The sequence below is a fragment of the Mycobacterium decipiens genome (genome assembly GCF_963853665.1).
GTDB lineage: Bacteria > Actinomycetota > Actinomycetes > Mycobacteriales > Mycobacteriaceae > Mycobacterium > Mycobacterium decipiens.
In genome coordinates, this window is record NZ_OY970459.1 from 2111102 (window position 1) to 2131509 (window position 20408).

Genomic DNA, 20408 nt, shown 5'->3' on the forward strand with positions numbered 1-20408 from the left:
CGGAGTCACCATAGCCGGGGGTGCGCGTCAGTGCCAGCCGGATCACCCCCTGTAGTCGTTGACGGGCTTGCAGGCAATAGGATTTGCACAGTGCGCAAGCCCACGCTAAAGGACGTGGCGGAGGCGGCGGGTGTCCACTCCGCAACCGCGTCGCGCGCGCTTAACCCATCCACGCGGTCGTTGGTCAGCGCCGAGACGGCGCGTCGTGTGTTGCGGGCGGCCGAGTCGCTTGGCTACCGAGCCAATCCGATCGCTCGCAGCCTCAGGACGTCACGGACTCGTACTGTCGGTTTGTTGGTCCCTGACCTCGCCATTCCGCTGTTCCCGCCGATTGTGCGTGCTGCCGAGGATGTGCTCGCCCAGCACGGCTACGACACCTTCGTCGCCAGCACCGACGACGATGCCACACGAGAACAGCGCCTGGTTGATTCGCTGGTGGCACGACAGGTGGACGGCCTGATAATTGCCACCGGGCGCAGGGATCATGCGCTGGTGGAGCCACTTCGGGACGAGGGAATCAAGATCGTCTGGATCAATCGGCGAGCCAACAGTCCCGACATCGCTGCGGTTATTCCGGACGATCCATCGGGAATGACCCAGGCCGTCGAACACCTCGTCGGGCTGGGTCACACCAGGATTGCCCACCTGGCGGGTCCGTTCAGCACATCGACGGGGGTAATGCGATCGGCGGCATTTCGGCACGCCGCGGGCGACGCTGGGGTCGCCGACGATCCGGCGCTGATCGTCGAATGTGCGGGCTGGTTTGAGGCGGACGGCGCGACTGCGCTGCGTGAGCTGTTGGATCGCGGTGTGGAGTTCACCGCGGTTATCACTGCCAATGATTTGATCGCCCTGGGCTGCTACGACGTGTTCGCTGAAGCCGGTATCGACTGCCCGGAGCAGATCAGCCTCGTCGGGTACAACGACATCCCATTCTTGGACAAGTTGCGTCCGCCGATGACGTCGGTGCGGATTCCGCAGGCGGCGGTTGGCGCCGAGGCGGCTCGCCTACTGCTTGATTGCATCGAGGAGCCGTCGCGAATGCCGGGTACGGTGTTGATGCCCGTGACTCTCATGGTCCGCGGTTCCACAGCATCGCCCCCGCGGCGGCCACTGAGGGCAGCCTCCAACCCCACACCGTCTTTCTCGCCCACGTCATGAGCGGCCAAAAAGCACGACTGGCATGGTTTGCACGAGTTGTTGCGGACTCGCCGCAAGCAGCTGCGGAATCCCAGGCCGGACTCCGGTCTCATTTCCGGACACAACACAATCGATTGCATACAAATCATTTCCGACCGCAATGATGTACCAGGGCGCCGCCGCTTAGCCCGCAACCGGTGAACGTGGCCGTATACAACAAAGATATGACTTTGGCGCATAAGGGATCTGAATCACAGGTGCCGGAGCTCTGATCCGCGTTACGGCAAGACGCCTCGACCGCAGTGAGAGCGTCTGGACTGGCCGTCTTCGGTGTCCGTTGCTACGATTACTGCAATCGTTTGTATTGCCAGTTTGTGGGCTGCTGGGTGCTTGGTCGTGCATGCGACCGCTACATTGGAAGGGGCCGTCGTGAGTGACGTTGCATGTGGGACTCGAAAGTTTGGTGCGGCCAGCGCGGGGCCGGCGTACGCTGCGGCGATACCGGCGATAATGCCCCCGGCTGCTGATCCGGTGTCGGCCCAGAACGCTGCCGTTCTAAGCGTACTGCACAGTGAGCATGCTGCGGTGGTCGGTGAAGCGACCGGAGAGCTTGGGCGTTCCGGAGTCGGGGTCGGTGAGTCCGATGTCAGTTGTGCCGTCGGTGATGGTGCCGCGGCGGCGTCAAACGCAGCCTCGGGCGGTTTGTTTTGACGGCTTCGGTTTGGATGGCCTCGCCGCCGGAGGTGCATTCGCTGCTCACGGGCGCGTTGGAAAACGTCGAGACGGCGCGTCGTGTGTTGCGGGCGGCCGAGTCGCTTGGCTGCCGAGCCAATCCGATCGCTCGCAGCCTCAGGACGTCACGGACTCGTACTGTCGGTTTGTTGGTCCCTGACCTCGCCATTCCGCTGTTCCCGCCGATTGTGCGTGCTGCCGAGGATGTACTCGTCCAGCATGGCTACGACACCTTCGTCGCCAGCACCGGCGACGATGCCGCACGAGAACAGCGCCTGGTTGATTCGCTGGTGGCACGACAGGTGGACGGCTTGATAGTTGCCACCGGGCGCAGGGATCATGCGCTGGTGGAGCCACTTCGGGACGAGGGAATCAAGATCGTCTGGATCAATCGGCGAGCCGATAGTCCCGACATCGCTGCGGTTATTCCGGACGATCCATCGGGGATGACCCAGGCGGTCGAACACCTCGTCGGGCTGGGTCACACCAGGATTGCCCACCTGGCGGGTCCGTTCAGCACACCGATGGGGGTAATGCGATCGGCGGCATTTCGGCACGCCGCGGGCGACGCTGGGGTTGCCGACGATCCGGCGCTGACCGTCGAATGTGCGGGCTGGTCTGAGGCGGACGGCGCGACTGCGCTGCGTGAGCTGTTGGATCGCGGTGTGGAGTTCACCGCGGTTATCGCTGCCAATGATTTGATCGCCCTGGGCTGCTACGACGTGTTCGCTGAAGCCGGTATCGACTGCCCGGAGCAGATCAGCCTCGTCGGGTACAACGACATCCCATTCTTGGACAAGTTGCGTCCGCCGATGACGTCGGTGCGGATTCCGCAGGCGGCGGTTGGCGCCGAGGCGGCTCGCCTACTGCTTGATTGCATCGAGGAGCCGTCGCGAATGCCGGGTACGGTGTTGATGCCCGTGACTCTCATGGTCCGCGGTTCCACAGCATCGCTCCCGCGGCGGCCGCTGAGGGCAGCCTCCAACCCCACACCGTCTTTCTCGCCCACGTCATGAGCGGCAAAAGGCACGACTGCAGTAGCTTGGAATCGCTTCTGCTACCAACACTCTGAGCCACCCTGGAGAGTCTGGACCGTTGGTGTGTCCCGCATCTCGTGCAGTCATCTTTCTGGGGTTTCACCGCGTTGACTCGTCAGAAATGCGCGCGTAAGCCCGAGTGATGGGTCGACGTTGGCCGAGCGCAGAGCCGTGACGGAGACGACCGCAGTTCGGCGTGTTGCACCAAGCCGGGATCGCTGCTCAAAGTCAGATCCCGGTGCGGGACCTGGGTCGAATGAGACGAGGCTTGACCTGGGTTCGCCGAGACTGACCTGGTCGGCCACGACGGCGGCAATCTGGCTGGCCCCATGTGTTTGCGCGGTCGATCACCGATGTCGCTACGGCTGGACGGAAAACTGCTCAGTGCCGGACAACACCGCCGAATGTGTCCTGGCAGCACTCAATCACATCGCCGGCAACATGCCGTTTCCGATCCTGGGCGTGGACTTTGGCAACGGATCAGAATTCATCACCGACCACTTGCTGCAATGGCGCCAAGGGCGCCAGATCACCTTCACCCGGCGTAGCCGGCCAACAAGAACGACGGCTGTCATGTCGGGCAGAAGAACTGGGCGGTGATCCGCACCGTGGTCGGTTACCACCGCTATGACACCGCTGCGGGAGTTGTTGTTACTCAACGAGATCTGGCGGCTGCAGTCCAAGCTGACCAACCACTTCTACTCGCAGCAGAAGCTGATATCCGAGGTCTGCAACGGAGCCAAAGTGTCCAAGAAACACGGCAAGGCGACCACCCCGCTTCATCGCGCGATTGATCACCCGACAATGCCTGTGGGAGCGCATCGGGGCGCGGACCGCGACCTTGTCTGGATGCTTGAATCCCCCTGGGGCGCGCCCTTCCAGATGATCGTGGGTTTGGCGTGCGCGGGGTGACCTGCCAATGCGCCGGGGCGTGCCTCGTAACCGACAAACATGGCCTATGCACGCCACTCTGCGCTGTTGTTCCGAGAAACTGGAGCACGTCAACACGGCACCGCCGCGGGGAGAGCGTCCGGTTTGACAGCCGTCAGCGCTGTCCTTACGATTGCGATGCAAACGATTGCATTGCCAGGTTTTCCAAATCCGTGCGTGCTTGGTCGTGCATGTCACCGCTACATCGGGAGGGATCGTGCACAGTGATATTGCGAGTGGGACGCCAAGGTTTGGCAGCGGCCAGCGCGGCACTGGTGGCCCTGGCGACTTGGTTGGCGACCGGATACGGTGCCGCGTTACCAGTGCCTATTGGGGTGGTGTCAGCGGCAGCTGATCCGGTGTTGCTGGGAAACGCAGCCGCTCTTAGCGCCCTGGGCGACGAGCATGCTGAGATAGCCGCCGACGCGATCGAAGAGCTTGCGTGTTTTGCGATCGGGATGGGTGAGTTCGGTGTCAGTTATGCCGTTGGTGATGCCGTGGCGGCGTGGACGCATGTGGGCTGGGGTGGCTTGTGACGGCGCCGGTGTGGTTTGCCTTGCCGCCGGAACTGCATCCGGCGTTGCTAGCGGTGGCCCGGGGCGCCAAGGTGAATGCCTTGCTGGATGTCGCGCAGGCCAACATGGGTGAGGCCGCGGGCACCTATGTGGCTGCCGATGTCGCCGCCGCGTCCGGTTACACGGGTTTCTGAAAGGGTTTGTGATGTCGCAGATTATGTACAACTACCCGGCGATGATGGCCCATGCCGGGGACATGTCGGGTTATGCGGGCACGCTGCAGAGCTTGGGGGCCGATATCGCCAGCGAGCAGGCGGTGCTGTCGGGTGCGTGGCAGGGGGATACCGGGTTGACCTATCAGGGTTGGCAGGCGCGGTGGAATCAGGCGATGGAGGATCTGATGCGGGCCTATCATTCGATGGCCGGCACGCATGAGTCCAACACCATGGCCATGCTGGCCCGCGACGGGGCCGAAACCGCCAAATGGGGGGCTAGGCTGCTTGCGACTTTGTTGAGGCAAAGGTAAGTACCTGTTGTGTAACAGTTTTCGTCATATATCGCCCGCACGCCACACCCGGTCGACTAGCGGTCAAAGCTGTGACTGGTCAGCGGTTGGTGGGTGTGGGACATCCGTGATGGATCGGCCTCCTTCATCGTGGGCGCGACATCAAGTTCGTTAGGCGAACGATTATGACATCGGCAGTGTGGATGGGTTCGTCGCCAGAGGTGCATTCGGCGTTGCTGAGTTCGGGTCCGGGTTCGGGGCCGTTGCTGGCTGCGGCGTCGGCGTGGACGTCGCTTAGCGCCGAGTATTTCTCGGCGGCTGACGAACTCACTGCCGAAGTCGTCACTGTTGAAGGCGAGGTGTGGCAGGGGCCGAGTGCCGCGAATTATGCGGCTGCGCACCGGCCGTATGTAGCGTGGTTGGTGAAAAACGGAGCCGACGCCGCTGCGATGGCTGCTGAGCTTGAGGCGGTGGCCGCGGCGTATAGCGCTGCGCTGGCGGCTATGCCCACGATAAGCGAGTTGGCCGCGAATCATGTCACCCATGGTGTGTTGCTAGCGACCAACTTCTTTGGCATCAATGCCATTCCGATCGCCGTCAACGAGGCCGACTATGCGCGCATGTGGGTCCAAGCTGCGACCACCATGGCCACTTATGACGCGGTCTCAACCATGACTGTGGCATGCGCGCCACAAGCGACCGTTGCCCCACGCCTGATCCATTCCATTGGTAGCGACGCCCTGAATGTTGCGTCGCAGGCCGCAGCAGTGCCGGGCAGCTGGTGGGGGTTTTTGGAAGACTTCTTGTACTTTTTCGTCGAGATCTTCGCTTATGCCTGGGATTCTATGGCAGTGCTCGCTTTTGATATCAGTGACTACCTTGAGGGTTATGTCGGTGCGTACCTTGGTGACCTCATCGGCGTGGTGGTAGCAGTGATCGTCGGCTTCTTGGGGGGCTTTGCATATGAAGCTGTGTATGAGGCGGTGGCTGCCCTTCTCGTGGCGCACAGTGCGTCCGAGGTAATCATGATCTTGCTAGCTCTCGCCAGCGTGTTTGCGGTCGATTCCGTCGCGACCGCGGTGGTGCTTGGCGCCGTTGCCGTGCCACTTGCTACCGTCGCTGCCGCGATCATCCTGCCGATTGCATTGCCACTGGGTATTGATGGGTATGTCCGGGGTTCATCGGACCTTGGTGTGGGCTTGGCAGACGCTGGCTCGGAGAGTGTAGGTGTGTCGTCGGATGCTCAAAGCATAAATACACCAACGCAACTGGGCGCCCTTGCGCGTGTTCAGTCGCTGTCTGGGCCGAATGATGCCGCTGCGTTACCAGCGGTGGGGGGTATTGATCAAGGTTCAGCGAGGGTGGAGCCGTCGGGGTTGTCGGTGTTGGGTGCTGAGTCTGGGGGTTCGCGGGTGCCCATGTTGCCGTCGTCGTGGGATCTGAGTTGGTCAAAGTGATTCGGAAGAAGCGTTATGAGTTTGTTGGATGCCCATATTCCGCAGTTGGTGGCTTCGGAGTCGGCTTTGGGGCTAAGGCGGGGTTGATGCGGCACACGATCGGTCAGGCTTCCAATGCCCGGTTTGCTGCTGTGGCCGCTGATGCCGCGGCCGCACACACTACCCGGCGATGTCAGCGCTGGCTAGCCCTGTTTGATGCCTAGATGGGACGTCGATTCGAATGCGGCAGAGCTCATCGGCGATCGCGCTGGTTCATCGCCGAAACCATCTGGTGCGGAGACTTTTCCGGTTTGGCGCTTGCTAGGCGTGCAACGCCTTTTTCAGCGCCGCAACTCCGCGGTTGGTGGCCTCGGCCGCGGCGGGTACCACGAGAGCGAAGCTGACGTAGCCGTGCACCATGGTCGGCTCGTTGCTCAACTCCGCCGGCACCCCGGCGGCGGTGAGCAGTTCGGCGTAGCGGGCCCCGTCGTCGCGCAGCGGGTCGTGTTCGGCGGTACCGATAAACGCCGGTGGCAGGCCCGCGAAGTTCGCGGCATTGGCCGGGGCCAGAGTGGGGGGCAGCGTCGTGTGGTCACTGATATCCAGCCCCGGCACATACCAGGTCAGGAAGGCATCGATGACGTCGCGATCCAGGATCGGCGCGTCGGCGTTCTCGGTAAATGCCGGCAGCGACAGATCGCCGGTGACCGAGGGATACCACAGCAACTGGAACACCAGCGCCGGTCCGCCGTTGTCGCGGGCAAGCTGCGCCACGACCGCCGAGATGTTGCCGCCGGCCGAATCGCCGGCAACGGCGATGCGGTTCGGGTCACCGCCCAGCTCGGTGGCATGCTCGCCGACCCAGCGCAATGCCGCATAGCTGTCGTGGATCCCGGCCGGGTAGGGATGCTCGGGGGCAAGCCGGTAGTCAACGGACACCACGATGGCCTCGGCGCCGACGGCGTGGGCGCGGGCGACGGGGTCGTGAGTGTCCAGATCGCCGAGCGACCAGCCGCCACCGTGGTAGTAGACCAGCACGGGCAAGTTATCGCCGGCGACTGGCGGCCAGTAGATCCGGACCGGGATGTCGGTGAGATCGTCGTAACCAACGGTGCGATCTTCGATGCGTAGCTCCGGCAGCATCTCCGGGGGCGCCTTCAGTTGGCGAAGCCGCGCGCGTGCGACTTCCACTCCGTCGGCCGCGGTGAACGTCAGCGGAACGGCATCGAGCAGCATGCTCAGCAGGGGATCGATATCGGGTCGGGCAAGGGTTGGCTCCGTCATGGGCCTTTACCGTACCCGTGCGACCTACCCGTGCAATGCGGTCCGCAACGCTGCTAGCCCGCGGTTCAGGCCGGCGGTGGCGGCGGGCACCACACCTGCGTACCCGACATAGCCGTGCACCATCGTCTCGGCGTTGTGTACCTGGACGGGTACGCCGGCGGCGGCGAGCAACTCGCCGTACCGGATACCGTCGTCGCGCAACGGGTCGTAACCGGCAACACCGATGTGGGCGGGCGGCAGGTCGGCCAGGTTCTCCGCCCGGCCCGGCGCCATCGCCGCCGGCGGGTTGGACATATCGATTTTGCCGGCGTACCAACGGGAGAACGCGGCAATCGCCTTGACGTCGAGGAGCGGTGCGTCGGCGTTCTCGGCGAACGACGGCAGCGATTGGTCCCACAGCGTGGAGGGGTACCACAACAGCTGGAACGCAATCCGCGGTTCGCCCTGGTCACGGGCGCGCTGCGCGATCACCGCGGCGATGGTGCCGCCAGCAGAATCTCCGGCGACGGCCAGGCGGCCGACGTCAGCACCGATCTGGAGGCCATGGTCGGCGACCCATAACGTTGCGGCCCAAGCGTCTTCGATGGCAGCGGGGTACGGGTGCTCGGGGGCCAGCCGGTAGTCAACCGACACGACGATCGCGTCAGCGCCGACGGCATGCTGACGGCACGAGCCGTCGTGCGTGTCGAGGTCGCCCATGACGAACCCGCCGCCGTGGAAATACAGCACAACGGGCGGCTCGCCATGATCGGGATCCGTTGGCGGCCAATAGACGCGGATGTCGATCGTCCCCGCCGGCCCATCGATCGCCCGGTCCTCGACCCGCAGCTCGGGATGCACCACTCGGCGTGGCAGGTCGCGCAACCGCTGGCGCGCCGCGTCGATCCCATCGTCGATGGATAGCCGAAACGGAACAGCATCCAGTACCTTCAGCAGGATGGGGTCGATCGCGGGTTTCTCGTCGGCGGTGTTGTCCAAACTCGGCATGGACGTACCGTACGCATCTCGCTTGGTGACCGGTGGTTGGGTGGCCGCCGGCTGGGCGGGCCTCGCCTACGGCGTGTACTTGACCGTAGTCGCGATGCGGTTGCCGCCCGGGAGCGAGCTGACCGGGCAGTGGGTACTGCAGCCCGCGTTCAAGGCGTCGATGGCGGTGTTGCTGGCCGTCGCCGCGCTTGCCCACCCCATCGCCCGCGAGCGGCGGTGGCTGGTGGGTGCGCTGTTGTTGTCGGCGGCCGGCGACTGGTTGCTGGCGATCGGCTGGTGGACGCAGTCATTCGTGTTCGGGTTGGGGGCATTCCTGCTGGCGCACTTGTGTTTCCTAGGTGCGCTGCTGCCGCTCGCGCTCAAGGCGGCTCCGACGCGTGCGCGCATCATCGCCGTCATCGTAATGTGCGCGGCGCCCGGGGGGCTGCTGGTGTGGTTCTGGCCCCATCTGGGTCAGGAGAAACTGACGGTTCCGGTGACGGTCTACATCGTCGTGTTATCCGCGATGGTGTGCACCGCGCTCCTGGCCCAGCTACCGACCATCTGGACCGCTGTGGGGGCGGTGTGTTTCGCCGTGTCGGATTCGATGATCGCCATCGGCCGATTCATTCTCGGCAACGAGGTATTGGCGGTACCGATCTGGTGGACGTATGCCGCGGCGGCGATCCTGATTACGGCGGGGTTCTTCTTCGGCCGCGAGGGCGCTGAGCAAACCACCGCCAACGTTCCCGGGTCTGCCGAGAGCTAGGGCAACGCGCTCGACGCGCGAACCAGGCAAGAAAGATGTTGTCTAGCAGCGGATCTCGCGGCCGACCCCGCACGCCTGTTGAGGTCGAGCCGATCGCACGGGTGCTGCCGATGTTGTCGGTGCCGCACCTGGACCGCGACTTCGACTACTTGGTGTCCGCCGAGCAGTCCGACGATGCCCAGCCGGGAGTGCGGGTACGGGTGCGGTTTCATGGCCGGCTGGTCGACGGTTTTGTGCTGGAGCGTCGCAACGACACCGATCACCAGGGCAAGCTGGGCTGGCTGGATCGGGTGGTGTCGCCCGAGCCGGTGCTGACGGCGGAAATTCGCCGGTTGGTCGACGCAGTCGCGGCGCGCTACGCCGGGACTCGCCCGGATGTGGTGCGGCTCGCGGTGCCCGCCCGACACGCCAGGGTGGAGCGCGAACCCGCGGCTATCCCGGCCCGGCCATTGACCCCAGCGCCGGTCGACCCGGCGGGTTGGGAAGTTTATGGTCGCGGCGGACAATTCCTGGCGGCGCTGGCCTCCTCGCGCGCCGCCCGGGCGGTCTGGCAGGCGGTTCCCGGTGAGCTGTGGGCGGACCGATTCGCCGAGGCCGCCGCGCAGACCGTACGCGCCGGACGCTCGGTGCTGGCGGTGGTGCCCGATCAGCGGGATCTGGACGCGCTGTGGCAGGCCGCGACGGCCCACGTCGATGAGCACACTGTGGTGGCACTGTCGGCGGGCTTGGGGCCGGCAGCACGCTACCGGCGCTGGCTGGCCGCGCTGCGCGGCCAGGCCCGGCTGGTGATCGGTACCCGCAGCGCGGTGTTCGCGCCGCTGAGCGACCTGGGTCTGGTCATGGTTTGGGCCGACGCCGATGACTCCCTCGCCGAGCCGCGGGCACCCTATCCGCACGCCCGGGAGGTGGCGATGCTGCGCGCGCATCAGGCGCGGTGCGCGGCGCTGATCGGTGGCTACGCCCGCACCGCCGAGGCTCACGCGCTGGTGCGTAGCGGCTGGGCGCACGACGTGGTCGCACCACGGCCGGTGGTGCGTGGGTGCACTCCTCGGGTGGTTGCCCTCGACGACAGCGGGTACGCCGACGAACTGGACCCGGCCGCCCGCACAGCGCGGATACCGTCGGTCGCGCTGCGCGCGGCCCGCTCGGCGCTGCAGGCCGGAGCGCCGGTGCTGGTGCAGGTGCCGCGGCGCGGGTATGTGCCCTCGCTGGCCTGCGGACGCTGCCGTGCGATCGCCCGTTGCCGGCATTGCACGGGTCCGTTGTCGCTGCAAGACGCCGGCCCGCCCGGTGCGGTATGTCGCTGGTGCGGACGGGTGGACCCGACCCTGCGATGCGCGCGCTGCGGGTCGGATGCGGTGCGTGCCGTGGTCGTCGGGGCCCGGCGAACTGCCGAAGAGCTGGGCCGAGCATTCCCGGGTACGGCGGTGATCACGTCGGCGGGCGAGATAATCGTGGCGGAGGTCGACGCCCGCCCGGTCCTGGTGGTCGCTACCCCAGGAGCCGAACCCCGGGCGTCCGGCGGGTACGGGGCCGCGCTGCTGCTGGATAGCTGGGCGCTGCTGGGCCGGCAAGACCTGCGCGCCGCCGAGAATGCGCTGTGGCGCTGGATGACGGCGGCCGCACTGGTGCGTCCGCGCGGCGCCGGCGGTGTGGTGACGGTGGTCGCCGAATCATCCATTCCGACAGTGCAATCGCTGATCCGGTGGGATCCGGTAGGCCACGCGGAGGCCGAACTGGCGGCCCGAACCGAGGTCGGCCTACCGCCAAGTGTGCACATCGCTGCCCTGGATGGCCCGGCCGGCACCGTGACGGCACTGCTGGAGGCGGCTCGGTTGCCCGACGGCTCCGACCTGCTCGGCCCGGTGGACCTGCCGCCTGGCGTCCGCCGCCCGGCGGGCGTCCCCACCGATGAGCCAGTCATCAGGATGTTGCTGCGAGTCCGCCGCGAGCAGGGCCTGGAATTGGCCGCGAGTCTGCGGCGTGGCATCGGTGTGCTCAGCGCGCGGCAGACCCACAAGCCGGTCCGGGTGCAGATTGACCCGCTGCACGTTGGATAGACGGAATAGCCGCTACCTCAACGCTTCCGGGCGGTGAATATCAGGTACTCCCACTGCATCACGTCGTCGTTGAGGTACTCGCGGCAGAGTTCGGTGATTTCGGTGTCGAGTGTGGCGACGCGATCGAGGTTGTCGGCGATGGCCCGGTAGGCGTTGATCGCCGGGCCGTAGAAGTTCTTAAAATAGTCGCGACATTCTTCGGGGCAACCGAACCGGTCCACTTTCAGAGAGCCGCGCCGGGTACGAATGTCGGACACGTGATCGCGAAACAGGTCACTCACGTAGTCTTCGCTTCCCCACCACACCTCGTGCGGCGCTCCCGTCGGCAGGGTCGGTTGGTACGGTCTGATGGTGGACAGCAATTTGCCGTAGAAGCCGTCGGGGGTCCAGCTGAGGGTGCTGATCTTGCCGCCGCGTCGGCAGACCCGGGCCATTTCGTCCGCGGTGCGCTGATGGCGCGGAGCGAACATCACCCCGATCGTCGAGAGCACCGCGTCGAATTCGCCAGCGCCGAACGGCAGGGCTTCTGCGCTGGCTTCCCGACAGCCGAGCTCCAGTCCGACTGCCGCCGCACGCGCTTGGGCGCGGCGCAGCAGCTCCGGCGTCAGGTCGCTGGCAATGACGTGAGCACCCGCCGCGGCCGCCGGAATCGACACGTTGCCGGTGCCTGCGGCCACATCAAGCACACGGTCGCCGGGGCGAATGCCACTGGCGGAGACCAAGATTGGGCCGAGCTGGGCTAATAGCTCCTCGGCGATGGCAGCGTAGTCGCCCAATGCCCACATCTCGCGGTGCGTTCTCGCCGGTGCTTGTCGTTCGCTGATGGGTGTGTCGATAGTCATTGGAACTCCTGCGAGCGGCTAGAGTGGGGCTTCACCTGCGACGTCGTCGTCGGTGGCGGGGCAGATGTGACCATCGCAAGTATCCAAACATTGCCCGCAGGCAATAATATGCATGCAAAATAGTCAATGTCGACCACGATAGGCTGGTACACTTTTCTGGCTGTACGCTCGGTGCGCGACGAAGTTGACGCCCGGCAAAGGCCCGGGGAAGGGGGCAATGATGCCAACGGAAAATCCGACAACGGCCGAAGAATCGGTGGATGCGATCACGGATGCATTACTAACGGCGTCCCGGTTGCTGGTAGCCATCTCGGCCCATTCAATCGGTGAGGTCGACGAGAACATCACCATCCCGCAATTCCGGACTCTGGTGATCTTGTCCAATCACGGTCCGATCAACCTGGCCACGCTGGCGACATTGCTGGGTGTGCAGCCATCGGCGACCGGCCGAATGGTCGACCGGCTGGTCAGCGCCGAACTGATCGACCGTCTACCGCACCCCACCTCTCGGCGGGAGCTGCTCGCAGCGTTGACCAAGCGTGGACGAGAGGTGGTCCGGCAGGTCACCGCGCAACGACGCACCGAAATCGCCCGCATCGTGGAACAAATGCCGGCGGTGGAACGCCACGGTCTGGTGCGTGCCCTGACGGCGTTCACCGAAGCGGGCGGCGAGCCCGACGCACGCTTCGAAATCGAGTAGCACGCAGCCGAGCCCGTGTCTGGCCGTCCGCCCAGCGGCGGAACGGCCCGACACGGGCTCGAGCTTAGATTGCCTGCGTCAGCGCTTTTCTGCGGTGAGAAGCAGGTACTCCCACTCCATGACACCGTTAGACAGGTATTGCGCCGCGAGTTCGACAAGCTGTCTGTCGAGCTCGGCGGCCAGCACCGCGTTGTCGCCGATGTGCGCGTAGGCCTCGATCGTCGGACCGTAATGGGTCTTGAAGTAGTCGTGGACGGCCTGGGCGGTGTCGAACCGCTTGACCTCCAATTGTCCACGGGCCGTTTTGAGGCCGGTGACTCCGTCGCCCAGCAGTCCGGTGATGTAGGCCTCACGTCCCCACAACGCCGACGGCGGCAAATCCGCCGACACGCTCGGCCGGTATGGCCTGATGGTTGCCAGCATCCGCCCGAAGAAACCTTCGTGCGTCCAGCTGATCACACCGATCGTCCCGCCCGGCCGACAGACCCGGACCAGCTCGCTGGCCGCGGCCTGATGATCCGGCGCGAACATCACGCCGATCGCGGACATCACGGTGTCGAACTCGTTGTCGCCGAACGGCAGGGCTTGCGCATTGGCTTCCTGGTATTCGAGGGTCAACCCCTCTGCGGCGGCCCTGGCCTGGGAGCGCTGCAGCAACTCGGGTGTGAGGTCGGTGGAAATCACCGTGGCACCCGTCTTGGCCGCGGGAAGCGAGATATTGCCAGAGCCGGCGGCGACGTCGAGAACTCGGACACCCGGCCCGATACCCGCGGCGGCGACCAGGATCGGGCCGAGTGGCGCCATCACCTCTTCCGCCATCAGGGCGTAGTCACCGAGGGCCCACATTGCCCGGTGCGTGGCAGCGAGCGTTTGATCCTCGCGGACAGGTGTGTCGATAGTCATCAGGTCTCCTGAGAAGTAAGTGATGTGGCTGCGAAACTTCGACATCGTTGTCGCTGGCACGGTGGGTGGTCCGACAGCAGCATGTCGACCGTACCCGCCGGATACAGTATGCATCAGAAATAGTGTAAGCCTCTAACAATAGCGCGTGTCGGAATTGTGGTCCACGCCACGTCGGCGGCCTTTTTAGACTGTGCGAGTGCGCCTAGTCTTCGCCGGCACCCCGGAACCCGCCCTGGCCACGTTGCGCCGGCTCATCGAATCGCCCCGTCACGACGTGATTGCCGTGCTGACCCGCCCCGACGCGGCTTGCGGCCGGCGGGGCAAGCCGCAGCCCTCACCGGTGGCCCGCGAGGCGCTGGACCACGGCATTCCGGTGTTGCGGCCGTCGCGGCCGAACTCGGCAGAGTTCGTCGCCGAACTGTCGGAGTTGGCGCCCGAATGCTGCGCCGTGGTTGCCTACGGGGCCTTGCTCGGGGGCGGCCTGCTGGCCGTCCCCCGGCACGGCTGGGTCAACCTGCACTTCTCGCTGCTGCCGGCCTGGCGTGGCGCGGCGCCGGTACAGGCCGCGATCGAAGCCGGAGACACGATCACCGGAGCCACGACGTTCCAGATCGAGCCAAGCCTGGATTCGGGACCGATATACGGTGTCGTCACCGAAGTGATCCAGGCGACCGACACCGCAGGGGATCTACTTGAGCGCCTAGCGGTTTCGGGGGCGGCGCTGCTATCGACCACACTGGACGGGATAGCCGATCAGACGCTGACACCGCGACCACAACCGGCGGACGGGGTTAGCGTGGCCCCGAAAATTACCGTGGAACATGCCCGGGTGCGGTGGGACTTGCCGGCGGCGGTGGTGGAGCGACGGATTCGTGCCGTCACCCCCAACCCGGGCGCCTGGACACTCATCGGTGATCTGCGGATCAAACTTGGACCGGTGCACCTCGACGGCGATCACCGGCCACCAAGGCCCTTGCCGCCCGGCGGTATTCACATAGATCGCACAAGCGTGTGGATCGGCACCGGGTCGGAACCGGTGTGCCTGGACCAGATTCAGCCGCCCGGAAAGAAGCTCATGAACGCGGCCGACTGGGCGCGGGGGGCACGGCTCGACCCGGCCGCACGGGCAACATGACGCCTAGACCGCGTGGGCCGCGCCGCCGGCCGCTGGACCCGGCGCGTCGCGCGGCGTTCGAGGTACTGCGGGCGGTCAGTGAGCGCGACGCCTACGCAAACTTGGTGTTGCCCGCGCTGCTGGCCGAACGCGGTATCAGCGGCCGCGACGCCGCGTTCGCCACCGAGCTGTCGTACGGCGCCTGCCGAACTCGCGGCCTGCTGGACGCGATCATCGGTGCGGCCGCCGGACGCTCGCCGAACGCGATCGATCCGGTCTTGCTTGACCTGCTGCGGCTCGGCGCCTACCAGCTGTTGCGCACCCGGGTTGACGCACACGCCGCGGTGTCAACCACCGTCGAGCAGGCTGGAATCGAATTCGATTCGGCACGAGCAGGTTTCGTCAACGGTGTGCTGCGTACCATCGCCGGCCGAGACGAAAGGTCCTGGGTTGGCGAACTAGCGCCCGATTCGCAGAGTGATCCGATCGGGCACGCCGCGTTCGTGCACGCGCACCCGCGCTGGATCGCCCAGGCCTTTGCTGACGCGCTGGGCGTGGCGGCCGGGGAACTCGACGTGGCGCTGGCTAGCGATGACGAGCGGCCACGGGTGCATCTGGCGGCCCGGCCCGGGGTGCTGACCGCCGCCGAGCTGGCCGAGGCGGTGCACGGAACCGTCGGCCGGTATTCGCCTTTCGCCGTGTACCTGCCGGGCGGTGACCCGGGACGACTGGGGCCGGTGCGCGATGGTCGAGCCCAGGTCCAGGACGAGGGCAGCCAGTTGGTGGCGCGGGCGCTGACGCTGGCACCGGTCGACGGCGACACCGGACGGTGGCTGGACCTGTGCGCCGGGCCCGGCGGTAAGACCGCGCTGCTGGCTGCGCTCGGCTCGAGCCAGCGCCCGGACGCGGGGGCGCGAGTGACCGCGGTGGAGCCGTCGCCACACCGCGCGGAGCTGGTAGCGGAAAACACCCGCGGACTGCCGGTTGAGGTGGTGCGAGTCGACGGGCGGCACACCGACCTCGACCCAGGCTTCGACCGAGTGCTGGTGGACGTGCCTTGCACCGGGCTGGGCGCGTTGCGCCGTCGGCCGGAGGCCCGTTGGCGCCGTCAGTCAAGCGACGTCGCGGGGCTGGCCAAGCTGCAACGTGAGTTGCTGAGCGCCGCGATCGCGCTGACCCGGCCCGGCGGCGTGGTGCTTTATGCGACCTGTTCGCCACACCTGGCCGAGACCGTGGGTGTTGTCGCCGACGCGCTGCGCCGGCAGCCGGTTCAGTCGCTGGATACCCGGCCGTTGTTCGAGCCGGTCACCGAAGGGCTTGGGGACGGTCCCCACGTTCAGCTGTGGCCGCACCGGCACGGCACCGACGCCATGTTCGCCGCCGCGCTGCGCCGCCAAACGTGAGGTTCGCCGCAAGGCTCAGTAAGGTGTCGCTCATGGCTGGTAGCACGGCGGAACCGCTGATAGCGCCTTCGATCCTCGCCGCCGATTTCGCACGGCTCGCCGACGAAGCGGCAGCGGTGAACGGCGCCGACTGGCTACATGTCGATGTGATGGACGGCCATTTCGTGCCAAACCTGACCATCGGCCTGCCGGTGGTGGAGAGCCTGCTGGCCGTCACCCACATCCCGATGGACTGCCATTTGATGATCGACAACCCGGACCGGTGGGCTCCGCCGTATGCCGAAGCGGGCGCCTACAACGTCACGTTCCACGCGGAGGCCACCGACAACCCGATCGGCGTGGCCCGCGATATCCGGGCCGCGGGCGCCAAAGCCGGGATCAGTGTGAAGCCGGGGACCCCGCTGGAGCCATACCTGGACATCCTGCCTCACTTCGACACCCTGCTTGTCATGTCGGTAGAGCCCGGATTCGGCGGCCAGGATTTCATTCCAGAGGTGCTGAGCAAGGTGCGTACTGTGCGCAAATTGGTCGACGCGGGCGAGTTGACGATCCTGGTCGAGATCGACGGCGGCATCAACGAGGACACGATTGAGCAGGCCGCGGAGGCGGGCGTCGACTGCTTTGTCGCGGGCTCGGCGGTTTACGGTGCCGATGACCCGGCCGCCGCGGTAGCGGCCCTACGGCGACAGGCCGGTGCCGCATCGCCCCATCTCGGCGGCGTGAACCGCCGATGAACGTGGAGCAGGTCAAGAACATCGACGAGGCCATGCGCCTGGCGATCGAGCACTCCTACCAGGTCAAGGGCACCACCTATCCGAACCCGCCGGTCGGGGCCGTGATTGTGGATCCCAACGGCCGGGTCGTCGGCGTCGGCGCCACCGAGCCGGCCGGCGGCGATCACGCCGAGGTGGTCGCGCTGCGGCGGGCCGGCGGATTGGCCGCCGGCGGCATCGCGGTGGTCACCATGGAGCCGTGTAATCACTACGGCAAGACTCCGCCGTGCGTGAACGCTCTGATCGAAGCCAGGGTGGGCACGGTGTTCTACGCCGTCGCCGACCCAAACGGGATCGCGGGGGGCGGCGCGGGCCGGCTGTCGGCGGCCGGCGTGCAGGTGCGGTCCGGGGTGATGGCGGATCAGGTGGCGGCCGGACCGTTGCGGGAGTGGCTGCACAAGCAGCGCACCGGTTTGCCGCATGTGACGTGGAAGTACGCCACCAGCGTCGACGGCCGCAGCGCCGCCGCCGACGGCTCCAGCCAGTGGATATCCAGTGAGGCCGCACGCCAGGACGTGCATCGTCGCCGCGCCATCGCCGACGCGATCGTTGTTGGCACCGGCACCGTCCTCGCCGACGACCCAGCCCTGACCGCTCGGCTGGCGGACGGCTCGCTCGCGCAGCAGCAGCCCTTGCGCGTGGTGGTGGGCAAGCGTGACATACCGACGGAAGCAAAAGTTCTCAACGACGATGCGCGCACCATGGTGATCCGTACCCACGAGCCGGTGGAGGTGCTCAGGGCGCTGTCGGATCGCACCGATGTGTTGCTGGAGGGCGGTCCCACCCTCGCTGGGGCCTTCCTACGGGCCGGCGCGATCAATCGGATCCTGGCCTACGTCGCCCCGATCTTGTTGGGTGGCCCGGTCACTGCGGTCGATGATGTGGGGGTCTCTAGCATCACCCAGGCCTTGCGTTGGCAGTTCGACAGCGTCGAAAAGGTCGGATCGGATCTGTTGCTTAGCCTGGTGGGGCGTTAAAGCGGCTCTACTTGAGGCGCGAGGGTCGGCTGCTCTGCAACCTCCGGTTCGTCGGCGTGTTCCTTGCGGCCGCTAACCAAAAGGCCCAGCACCGCACCGACCACACACACGAGCGCGGTGATGGTGAATATCTCGCCGTACATCAGCGCGAACGCCTTCTGGTATTGGGCTCCGATGGCGGCCGCGCGCTCAAGCAGGCTGGCGTTGGGCGGTACCGACGCCGACAACCCCGCCAGGATCTGGTTGAACCGGTACAACCCCCAGGCGCTCAGCGCGGCCACACCGATCAGCATCCCGGTCATCCGGGCCACCACCACCGCTGCGGAAGCGATGCCGTGCTGGGCCGACGGGACAACCCGCAGGGTCGCCGACGATAGCGGCCCGATCACCAGCCCCAACCCCAAACCGGCCACCAGCAGGTCGGAGTGCACCGCGGGCACTGTGAACAGGCCGAGGATGCTGTGCCGATAGGCCAGCAGGTCCACTGGCCAGTGCGAAATCAGCCAGTAACCGCCGGCGGCGATGAGTAACCCGACGAAGGTCACCGCTCGGTCGCCGACCCGGGTGGCTATCCACCCGCCCGTCAGCGCGCCGATCGGCAATGCGATAAGGAACCACAGCAGCATTCCGGCCGCCTGGCTCTGGTTCAACTGCAGCACGCCCTGGCCGAACAGCTCCACGTTGACCAGCGTCACCATCAGCGCCGCGCCCGCAGCCACTGATGCGCCCAGCGCGGCCAGGAACGGCCGGAAGTGCACCCCGGCCGGTTCGATCAGGCGGGTGCGGGCGAAGCGTTCCCAGGCGAAGAACGCCACCGCGGCAAGGATCGCCCCGGCCAGCATGGGCAGCCCGTAGTCCGGCAGCACTTCTTTGCCGTCGGGGTTGGGGTTGTACAGCCCGATGACCGCGAGGCCCAGGGCGGTCGCCAGCAGCCCACCACCGACCACGTCGATCCGCTCCGGCTCCGCGCTGCGGTCGTGGGAGGGGAGGCTGAAGTGGATCATCACCATGGCGATGCCGGTCAGCGGGACGTTGATCCAGAACACGTCTCGCCAGTCGTGGAACAGCCAGACGATGAAGATTCCGTACAGCGGGCCCAGCACGCTGCCGAGCTCCTGCGCCGCGCCGATCCCGCCCAACACACCGGCGCGGTTGCGCTGCGACCACAAATCGGCGCCCAGCGCCAACGTGATCGGCAACAGCGCACCGCTGGCGACACCCTGGATGGTGCGGCCCGCGATCAACATATGGAAATCGCCAAAGTGCCCGGCCAGCGCGGTCACCACCGAGCCGACGATGAATGCGGCCAGGCTGACCTGCAGCATCAGCTTGCGGCCGAACCGATCCGACGCCCGGCCCAATAGTGGCATGGCAGCGATGTAACCCAGCAGGTACATCGTGACGATCCAAGTGATCCGGTGCAGCTGGTTAATCGGTATACCGACGCTGTTCATGATGTCGCGCATGATGGTGACCACGACATAGGTGTCCAGCGCGCCCAGCAGTACCGCTAGGCTGCCCGCGCTGATCGCGACTCGGCGTCCTGCTCGCATGCTGATCAGCTCACCGGGGGCTTGCTGACCTGGACCTGCTCGCCCCATTTCGACAAGGTCATCTGGACGGAATTGCCCGAGCCGCGGTCCAACTGGGCCTGCGCCAGTTGATGATCACCGGCCTCCTGAATCCACACGGTGGCCGGCACCGGCTGCGTCGCGTTGAACGGCGGCGCGATTTGATTCACCGCCTGTGCCGTCACCTTGCCGCTGATGCGGATGGTGTTCTGCCCGTTGATGGAGTCGCGTCCTTCGGCTTTGGCGTCGGTGAGGTGCGCGAGCACGTTGGCCAGGCCGGTATCGGGGTTCAGTACCTGCGAGGGGTCGTAGATGTCGGCCGCGGGACCGAAATCGCTCCACTTATTGGGCGTCAGGGTGGCGTACAGGATCCCGTCGAAGACCACGAAGTCGGCATCGATATCAGACCCACCGAGCGTAAGTTTGACGTTTCCCGTCGCGGCGGTGGGGTTGGTGGTGAGATCACCGCTCAGCGTCTTGAGGGAAAGTCCCGGGATCTTGCCGTTCACCGTCAGCACCAGATGTGCGCTCTTGAGGGTCTTGGTTTGCGCGGTGGCCTCCTCGACCAACGGCTTGGCTTCGGGAAGCGGTCCGGCGCTGGGCTTCGAGCCCGACGAGCAGCCGGCAACCACGGTGGCGGCGATGCTCAGGGCGGCGAGTACGGCAACTAGCCGGCGGGGACGTCTGGGGGTCTGCATACCCTGCATCGTAGAGGGTGGCTGTGACTCGGCCGGTCGGCGAGTGGGGTGCC

At 66.1% G+C, this 20408-nt stretch carries 20 protein-coding genes and 2 pseudogenes; 16 read left to right on the forward strand and 6 right to left on the reverse strand.

Going from position 1 to position 20408, the window contains the following annotated elements:
• Positions 1-90 precede the first annotated feature (90 nt).
• The 9 genes and pseudogenes from AADZ55_RS09595 to AADZ55_RS09635 form a co-directional block, all read left to right on the forward strand.
• Positions 91-1161: a LacI family DNA-binding transcriptional regulator gene (locus AADZ55_RS09595; RefSeq protein ID WP_085325192.1), complete on the forward strand. Its 1071-nt coding sequence runs from the start codon at positions 91-93 to the stop codon at positions 1159-1161.
• Positions 1162-1569: 408 nt separating this feature from the next.
• On the forward strand, positions 1570-1851 hold the full coding sequence (locus tag AADZ55_RS09600) for a PE domain-containing protein (RefSeq protein WP_165759381.1): 282 nt from the start codon (positions 1570-1572) through the stop codon (positions 1849-1851).
• A gap of 14 nt (positions 1852-1865) precedes the next feature.
• On the forward strand, positions 1866-2888 hold the full coding sequence (locus AADZ55_RS09605; RefSeq protein WP_085325191.1) for a LacI family DNA-binding transcriptional regulator: 1023 nt from the start codon (positions 1866-1868) through the stop codon (positions 2886-2888).
• A 648-nt stretch (positions 2889-3536) separates the two neighbouring features.
• Complete coding sequence (locus AADZ55_RS23550; RefSeq protein WP_423202370.1) at positions 3537-3821, forward strand: hypothetical protein; 285 nt, start codon at positions 3537-3539, stop codon at positions 3819-3821.
• 242 nt (positions 3822-4063) lie between these two features.
• Positions 4064-4375, forward strand: coding sequence for a PE family protein (locus tag AADZ55_RS09615; RefSeq protein WP_085325190.1), 312 nt, complete (start codon positions 4064-4066; stop codon positions 4373-4375).
• 53 nt (positions 4376-4428) lie between these two features.
• Positions 4429-4548 (forward strand): annotated as a pseudogene (locus tag AADZ55_RS09620) (type VII secretion protein EsxS); the annotation flags it as partial.
• Positions 4549-4559: 11 nt separating this feature from the next.
• Complete coding sequence (locus AADZ55_RS09625; RefSeq protein WP_085325189.1) at positions 4560-4880, forward strand: WXG100 family type VII secretion target; 321 nt, start codon at positions 4560-4562, stop codon at positions 4878-4880.
• Between the two features lie 164 nt (positions 4881-5044).
• Positions 5045-6316 (forward strand): PPE family protein, encoded by a 1272-nt coding sequence (locus tag AADZ55_RS09630; RefSeq protein WP_085325188.1) that lies wholly within the window; start codon positions 5045-5047, stop codon positions 6314-6316.
• Positions 6317-6331: 15 nt separating this feature from the next.
• Positions 6332-6453, forward strand: a pseudogene (locus AADZ55_RS09635) (type VII secretion protein EsxS); the annotation flags it as partial.
• A 163-nt stretch (positions 6454-6616) separates the two neighbouring features.
• Here AADZ55_RS09635 and AADZ55_RS09640 read toward each other — a convergent pair.
• Both AADZ55_RS09640 and AADZ55_RS09645 read right to left on the reverse strand, forming a co-directional pair.
• Positions 6617-7579, reverse strand: coding sequence for an alpha/beta hydrolase (locus tag AADZ55_RS09640; protein ID WP_085325187.1), 963 nt, complete (start codon positions 7577-7579; stop codon positions 6617-6619).
• Between the two features lie 24 nt (positions 7580-7603).
• Positions 7604-8566 carry an alpha/beta hydrolase gene (locus AADZ55_RS09645; RefSeq protein WP_085325186.1) on the reverse strand — a complete coding sequence of 321 codons (963 nt, stop codon included), beginning with the start codon at positions 8564-8566 and terminating at the stop codon, positions 7604-7606.
• Between AADZ55_RS09645 and AADZ55_RS09650 the strand changes: the two genes are divergently transcribed.
• Positions 8565-9314, forward strand: coding sequence for a lysoplasmalogenase (locus tag AADZ55_RS09650; RefSeq protein WP_085325185.1), 750 nt, complete (start codon positions 8565-8567; stop codon positions 9312-9314). The two genes, AADZ55_RS09645 and AADZ55_RS09650, sit on opposite strands and share 2 nt — an antisense overlap.
• A 35-nt stretch (positions 9315-9349) precedes the next feature.
• Positions 9350-11374 carry a primosomal protein N' gene (locus tag AADZ55_RS09655; RefSeq protein ID WP_207569091.1) on the forward strand — a complete coding sequence of 675 codons (2025 nt, stop codon included), beginning with the start codon at positions 9350-9352 and terminating at the stop codon, positions 11372-11374.
• 17 nt (positions 11375-11391) lie between these two features.
• On the opposite strand, the gene AADZ55_RS09660 is transcribed toward AADZ55_RS09655, so the two are convergent.
• The gene (locus AADZ55_RS09660) at positions 11392-12216 is read right to left on the reverse strand and encodes a class I SAM-dependent methyltransferase (protein WP_085325184.1); all 825 of its coding nucleotides are present in this window, start codon (positions 12214-12216) and stop codon (positions 11392-11394) included.
• 217 nt (positions 12217-12433) lie between these two features.
• On the opposite strand from AADZ55_RS09660, the gene AADZ55_RS09665 reads away from it, so the two are divergent.
• Positions 12434-12916: a MarR family transcriptional regulator gene (locus AADZ55_RS09665; RefSeq protein WP_085325183.1), complete on the forward strand. Its 483-nt coding sequence runs from the start codon at positions 12434-12436 to the stop codon at positions 12914-12916.
• 78 nt (positions 12917-12994) lie between these two features.
• Here AADZ55_RS09665 and AADZ55_RS09670 read toward each other — a convergent pair whose 3' ends face one another.
• Positions 12995-13819, reverse strand: coding sequence for a virulence-associated methyltransferase (locus tag AADZ55_RS09670; protein WP_085325224.1), 825 nt, complete (start codon positions 13817-13819; stop codon positions 12995-12997).
• 196 nt (positions 13820-14015) lie between these two features.
• Here AADZ55_RS09670 and fmt point away from each other — a divergent pair, with 196 nt between their 5' ends.
• From fmt to ribD, 4 genes are read left to right on the forward strand one after another with little or no spacing between them, the layout of a single operon-like run.
• Positions 14016-14954: a methionyl-tRNA formyltransferase gene (gene fmt / locus AADZ55_RS09675; protein ID WP_085325182.1), complete on the forward strand. Its 939-nt coding sequence runs from the start codon at positions 14016-14018 to the stop codon at positions 14952-14954.
• Entirely contained in the window at positions 14951-16336 is a 1386-nt protein-coding gene (locus tag AADZ55_RS09680) for an RsmB/NOP family class I SAM-dependent RNA methyltransferase (RefSeq protein WP_085325181.1), read from the forward strand. The genes fmt and AADZ55_RS09680 overlap by 4 nt, the downstream gene beginning before the upstream one ends.
• 23 nt (positions 16337-16359) lie before the next feature.
• Entirely contained in the window at positions 16360-17070 is a 711-nt protein-coding gene (rpe, locus tag AADZ55_RS09685) for a ribulose-phosphate 3-epimerase (protein ID WP_085325223.1), read from the forward strand.
• Positions 17067-18086: a bifunctional diaminohydroxyphosphoribosylaminopyrimidine deaminase/5-amino-6-(5-phosphoribosylamino)uracil reductase RibD gene (gene ribD, locus AADZ55_RS09690; protein ID WP_085325180.1), complete on the forward strand. Its 1020-nt coding sequence runs from the start codon at positions 17067-17069 to the stop codon at positions 18084-18086. The genes rpe and ribD overlap by 4 nt, the downstream gene beginning before the upstream one ends.
• Here ribD and AADZ55_RS09695 read toward each other — a convergent pair.
• Together AADZ55_RS09695 and AADZ55_RS09700 are read right to left on the reverse strand one after the other, a co-directional pair.
• Complete coding sequence (locus AADZ55_RS09695) at positions 18083-19639, reverse strand: MFS transporter (protein ID WP_085325179.1); 1557 nt, start codon at positions 19637-19639, stop codon at positions 18083-18085. The genes ribD and AADZ55_RS09695 overlap by 4 nt on opposite strands.
• 5 nt (positions 19640-19644) lie before the next feature.
• Positions 19645-20355, reverse strand: a complete 711-nt coding sequence (locus AADZ55_RS09700) for an LppX_LprAFG lipoprotein (protein ID WP_085325178.1) — start codon at positions 20353-20355, stop codon at positions 19645-19647.
• Positions 20356-20408 lie beyond the last annotated feature (53 nt).